The sequence below is a fragment of the Promicromonospora kroppenstedtii DSM 19349 genome (genome assembly GCF_000515355.1).
Classification (GTDB): Bacteria; Actinomycetota; Actinomycetes; order Actinomycetales; family Cellulomonadaceae; genus Promicromonospora; species Promicromonospora kroppenstedtii.
In genome coordinates this window covers 25820-31333 of the sequence record NZ_KI911701.1, presented here as the reverse complement: position 1 = coordinate 31333, position 5514 = coordinate 25820, and the positions used below count along the sequence as shown (strand labels likewise).

The following is a 5514-nucleotide window of genomic DNA, read 5'->3' as shown; positions in this document are numbered from 1 at the left end:
CGGCCGGCCCCTCGGCCCGGGCCGTCGCCGACCAGGCGGCGACGGTGCTGTCCGGCACGGCGACGCCCGCCACGGCGAAGACCGCCGCGAGACCTCCGCCGTACAGGCCGAGCCGCTGGGGCGCGTTCATGAGACGCGCGCCGCCTGGTACCCGGCCTCGTCGACCGCGGCCAGGACCGTCGCCTCGTCCAGCGCCTCCGCGCTGCTGACCACGAGGCGGCCGGTCGCCGCGCTCACGTCGACCTGCTCCACGCCGGGCAGGCGGCTCACCTCGCCGCGCACCGACATCTCGCAGTGCCCGCACGTCATCCCCGTCACCTGGTACTCGCTCGTCGCCATCGTCTCGCCTCTCGGTGGTTGGTACGCTGTTACCCCTAGGGGGTAACCGTATGTCACTCACCATATACCCCTCAGGGGTATGGCCCGCAACACGGATCGCCCGTCCGTACGTATTCCGCCCGACGGCGGCGGCCGTCCCGCCACTGGACGCGAGCTGACGAAAAGGGCTGTCCCGGGCCGGCGCATCGCTGTCAGGCTGCCTCGATGGACACCACCGAGGACCGGACGCGGGCCGCCTGGGCGATCGCCTCGCGCAAGTACGAGGACGAGTACGCCGAGCACCTCGAGCTGGCGCGGACCGCCGAGCTGCTGCCCGCCGAGGTCGGCGCCATCGGCGAGCTCGTCCCGGGGGCGGACGTGGTGCACCCGATGAGCGGCCACGGGCTCGACGACATCGCCCTCGCGCGCCTGGGGGCGCGCTCGGTGCACGGGATCGACTACAGCGAGGCGGCCGTGTCGAGTGCGCGCCGGCGCGCGGACGAGCTCGGCCTGCCCTGCCGCTACACCCGGGCCGCACTGCCCGCGAGCGGCCTGGAGGCGGCGTGCGCCGACCTGGTCTACACCGGCAAGGGCGCGCTGATCTGGGTGACCGACCTGGACGCCTTCCTCGCAGAGTGCCGCCGTCTGCTGCGTCCCGACGGCCGGCTCTACGTCTACGAGGCGCACCCGCTGGTGCCGCTGTGGGACTGGGACCCCGAGCACATCCGCGTCCGCGCCGACCGCGGGTACTTCTCCCCCACGCACGTCAACGACACCTACCCCGGCAACGGCGCCGTGGAGCGGCAGCACACCCTGTCGGGCATCGTCATGGCCTGTCGTCGCGCAGGCCTCGAGATCGAGCACCTCGACGAGCACCCCGAACCCTTCTGGCACCCGGGCGGCGTGACCGCCGCGGCATGGGACGGGCGCGTGCCGAACACGTTCAGCCTGCTCGCGCGCCCCGAGCGCTAGGGTGCAGCAATGTTTCCCCTGGAGATCATTCCCGTCGCGATCTTTGTCGTCCTGCTCCTCCTGTACATCACCGTGAGCGGCAACCTGCGCGCGAACGGCAAGACGGCGGAGCGCGTGGAGCGAAAGCTCGACCTGGTGATCAAGCACCTCGGCATCGAGGGCCCCGCCGCCGAGGGGATCTCGCCCGAGGCGCTGGCCGAGATCGACCGGTGCATCTGGTCCGACCGCCGCATCGAGGCGATCAAGCTGTACCGCGAGGAGACCGGCCTCGGGCTCCTCGAGGCGAAGGAATGGGTCGACCGGCGCGCGGCGTCCTACTGACCCCCACTCCAAGAAAGCCCGCTGACGTAGGCATACGCACTGCGTAAAGCGCCCATTTCGGCGACAATTCACCTCCTCCGTCGATAGGGTTGCTGACGCCGCGCCTGTGTTGGATGTCCGGGCGGGCTTTTCTTTGTGGAGTGATGATCGGGAGGACGCATGAGCTTTGCCTCACGCGTATTTGAGAATCGCAGGTCGGTAGTTTCGGCGGGTGTGGTGTCGCTCTTCGGTGCGGGTCTGCTGGGCCTCGCGCTCTGGTACGACGGCGAGACGACCGCGGAGCTCGACCTGAACGACAGCGGGGTCTGGGTGACCCAGACCGCCGAGGGCCAGCTCGGCCGGTTCAACTACGAGGCGAAGGCCCTGGACGGGGTCCTGGTGGCGAACTCGGCGAGCTTCGACGTGCAGCAGGACGCACAGCGTGTGCTCCTGGACAGCGTGAGCGACTTCTCCGCGAGCCCGGTCAACCCGGCGCAGCTGGTCCTGGACGGGACGATGAAGTTCCCCGCGGGTGCGCAGGTCGCGTCCGGCGCCGCCACCACGGCCGTCTACGACGGCGAGACGGGCCGGACGTGGGTCCTGCCGTTCGACTCGGCCGTCTTCGACGAGAAGGAGACCAGGCCGACGCTGAAGGTGGGCAAGGGCGGCACCCTCGCGGTGGGCCGCGAGGGCACCGTGTTCCTGGCCGTGCCCGCCGACGGCAAGCTGTACACCGTCCCGACCAGCACGCAGGGCGTCGCCCAGGACGCCGACGAGACGTCGATCCCCCTGAGCCCCGATGCGAAGCTGCAGGTCTCGGCCGTGGGCGACGAGCCGGTGGTGCTGGACCAGTCGACCGGCAACCTGGTGCTGCCCGGCGGCGACTCCGTGCGGATCGAGAGCGGTTCGCAGGGCATGCTGCAGCAGCCCTCCGGCGAGGCGGACGAGGTGGCGGTGGCGACCCCCGGGAACCTGGTCACCGTGCCTCTCGGCGGGGGCGACCCGGTCAAGCACAACTTCGCGGGCGGGACCGGCGGCCAGCCGTCCGCCCCGGTGCAGCTCGGCGGGTGCCTCTACGGCGCCTGGGCCGGCGGCCAGGTCATCCGCGAGTGCGGCGACGCCGACGACAACGTGAACGAGGTGCTCGAGGGGGTCGACCCCACCGCGAGCCTGGTCTACCGGGTCAACCGCAACATCATCGTCCTCAACGACGTCGCGAAGGGCTCCCTGTGGATGGCCGCAGAGGAGTTCGAGAAGGTCGACGACTGGGAAGAGACGATGCCCGACAACGCCAAGGGCGAGAAGACCGAGTCGGAGCAGGCGACCCCGGAGCAGGTCGACCAGGCCGTGGCCGACCGGAACAAGCCCAACCGCGCGCCGGTCGCCGAGGACGACACGTTCGGCGTGCGGCCGGGCCGCACCACCGTGCTGAACGTGCTGGGCAACGACTCCGACCTGGACGGCGACGTCATGACGGCCTCCGTGGTGGGCGAGGTCGAGGGCGACATCACGGTGAACCGCGTGCTCGACGGCGCGGCCCTGCAGGCCGACGTACCCGACGACGCGAGCGGCACCACCACGTTCACCTACCGGGTGGAGGACGGCCGCGGCGGCGTCGACGAGGGTTCCGTCAAGGTCGACGTGGTGCCGCTGGAGGAGAACAACCCGCCGGAGCAGCCCGGCAAGCCGGTGCTCGTCGTGGGCCAGGGCAGCATGGGCACCATCAAGGTGCTGCCCTACTTCACGGACCCCGACGGCGACGACATGTTCCTGTCGAACGCGAGCACGGCCGACCCGCTGGACGAGGTGCGGTTCCGGCCGGACGGCACCATCGAGTTCCGCGACGGCGGCACCGTGACGGGCAGCAAGGTCGTCGAGGTGCAGGTCTCCGACGCGATGGGCCAGGCGTACCAGGGCAGCCTGATCATCAAGGTGGTCGCGTCCAACGTGCCGCCGGTCGCCGTGCAGGACCACGTGACGGTCCTGGCGGGCGCGCCGGTCACGGTGGACCCGCTGGCCAACGACTTCGACCCCAACGGCGACGACATCCGGCTGACCCGGGTCGACGACAAGCAGGGCGCGACGATCACGACCAACTCGACGGCCGAGACGTTCAAGTTCGAGTCGGAGACCCCCGGCTCGTACGACGTGACCTACCAGATCACCGACGGCCCCGAGCCGACCATGGGCCTGGTGCGCGTCGACGTCGTCGAGCCGCCCGAGGAGGCCGGTGCGCCCATCGCCGTCTCGGACCAGCTGCTGCTCCCGGCCGGCGGTACCGCGCTGGTGGACGTGCTGGCCAACGACACCGACCCCGCGGGCGGCGTGCTCGTGGTCCAGAGCGTCGACGTGCCCGGGGACGCTCCCGTGAGCGTGTCGGTACTGAATCACCAGATCCTCAAGATCTCCGAGGTCAAGCGCCTGGAGGGGCCGGTGACCCTCACCTACACGGTGGCTAACGGCACCAGCACGGCCACGGGCCAGGTCCGCGTGGTCCCGATCCCGACGCCCGCCCAGCTGCGCCCGCCGGAGGCGGGCCCGGACGAGGCGACCGTGCACGTGGGCGACGTCGTGACCATCCCCGTGCTGAAGAACGACACCCACCCGGACGGCCTGGAGCTGACCCTGACGGACAAGCTGCAGGAGTCGCCGGCCGCCGAGGCCGGCGAGGCATTCGTCTCCGAGGACACGGTGCGGTTCCGCGCCGCCCAGGAGGCCGGCACGTACCACGCGGTCTACGAGGTGACGGACGCCAACGGGCAGAAGGACTCCGCCCAGATCACGATCAACGTGCTCGACGCGCCGGAGAACTCCGCCCCGCAGCTGCCCGACATCGAGGCCCGCGTGCTCGGCCAGGGCGTCGTGCGCATCCCGCTGCCGCTGGACGGGACCGACCCCGACGGCGACTACGTGACACTGAGCAGCATCTCGGACGCGCCCACGAAGGGCACCGCCACGATCGTGGACGGGTTCATCGACTACCAGGCGGGCAAGGACGCGACAGGTCTGGACACGTTCACCTACCAGGTCGTCGACACCCGCGGCGCGCCTGCCGAGGGAGTCGTGCGGGTGGGCATCGCGGTGCCCCCGGCGTCGAACCAGGAACCCCAGGCGATCGACGACGTGACCACGGTGCGGCCCGGCCGCACGGTCGCCGTCCCGGCCCTGGAGAACGACTCGGACCCGGACGGCGACCAGATCTCGCTCGTGGCCGACGGCTTCGAGGGGATCGGGGACCTGAAGCCCAAGGCGGTGGAGGACGACGTCGTGGTCACCGCACCGGACGACGAGGGCGCCTACTCCTTCTACTACGGCATCCAGGACACCTTCAAGGCCGAGGCCAGCGGCGCGATCACGCTGAACGTGGACCAGAACGCGCCGCTGCTGCGACCCGTCGCCCACGACGACGTCGTGACGGTCGAAGACGTGGAGGGTTCGACCAGCGTGACGGTCGACGTGCTCGCCAACGACGTGGACCCCGACGGCGTGGCCGCCGACCTCGAGGTGTCCGTGGACCCGGGTCTGGAGGGCGTGACCGTCACCGAGGAGCGTGGCATCGAGGTCGAGCTGACACAGGACCCGCAGGTCATCACGTACACGGTCGAGGACATGGACGGTCTGGAGGCCAAGGCCTTCGTGCGCGTGCCGGGCGACCTGGCACGCCCGCACGTGAAGCCGGGCCTGGCGCCGCTCAAGGCGTTCTCCGGCGAGCCGCTGACCATCGACCTGGCGGACTACGTGGTGGTGCGCGACGGTCGCGAGCCGCGGATCACCGAGGAGAGAACGGTCAAGGCCCTGGAGGGCAAGGGCGACGTGGAGGACCACGACACGATCGTGTACACGTCGGCGCGGGACTACGCCGGTGCGGCGTCGGTCAGCTTCGAGGTGACCGACGGCGACGGGCCCGACGACCCCGAGGGCCTG

At 70.9% G+C, this 5514-nt stretch carries 4 protein-coding genes; 3 read left to right on the top strand and 1 reads right to left on the bottom strand.

The genetic code is table 11. The features are described from left to right. Positions 1 to 126 precede the first annotated feature (126 nt). Positions 127 to 339: a heavy-metal-associated domain-containing protein gene (locus PROKR_RS18475; protein WP_036965534.1), complete on the bottom strand. Its 213-nt coding sequence runs from the start codon at positions 337 to 339 to the stop codon at positions 127 to 129. A gap of 204 nt (positions 340 to 543) precedes the next feature. On the opposite strand from PROKR_RS18475, the gene PROKR_RS18470 reads away from it, so the two are divergent. The 3 genes from PROKR_RS18470 to PROKR_RS18460 form a co-directional block, all read left to right on the top strand. Beyond that, positions 544 to 1290 carry a class I SAM-dependent methyltransferase gene (locus PROKR_RS18470; RefSeq protein ID WP_036965533.1) on the top strand — a complete coding sequence of 249 codons (747 nt, stop codon included), beginning with the start codon at positions 544 to 546 and terminating at the stop codon, positions 1288 to 1290. A gap of 9 nt (positions 1291 to 1299) precedes the next feature. Further along, on the top strand, positions 1300 to 1611 hold the full coding sequence (locus PROKR_RS18465) for a hypothetical protein (RefSeq protein WP_051433127.1): 312 nt from the start codon (positions 1300 to 1302) through the stop codon (positions 1609 to 1611). 216 nt (positions 1612 to 1827) lie between these two features. After that, a partial coding sequence (locus PROKR_RS18460; protein ID WP_245605879.1) for an Ig-like domain-containing protein occupies positions 1828 to 5514 on the top strand: 3687 nt, incomplete at its 3' end.

Excerpts from the sequence above, each read along its gene's own strand:
- PROKR_RS18475 (WP_036965534.1), bottom strand. The coding sequence starts at position 339 with ATGGCGACGAGCGAGTACCAGGTGACGGGGATGACGTGCGGGCACTGC.
- PROKR_RS18470 (WP_036965533.1), top strand. The coding sequence starts at position 544 with ATGGACACCACCGAGGACCGGACGCGGGCCGCCTGGGCGATCGCCTCG.
- PROKR_RS18465 (WP_051433127.1), top strand. The coding sequence starts at position 1,300 with ATGTTTCCCCTGGAGATCATTCCCGTCGCGATCTTTGTCGTCCTGCTC.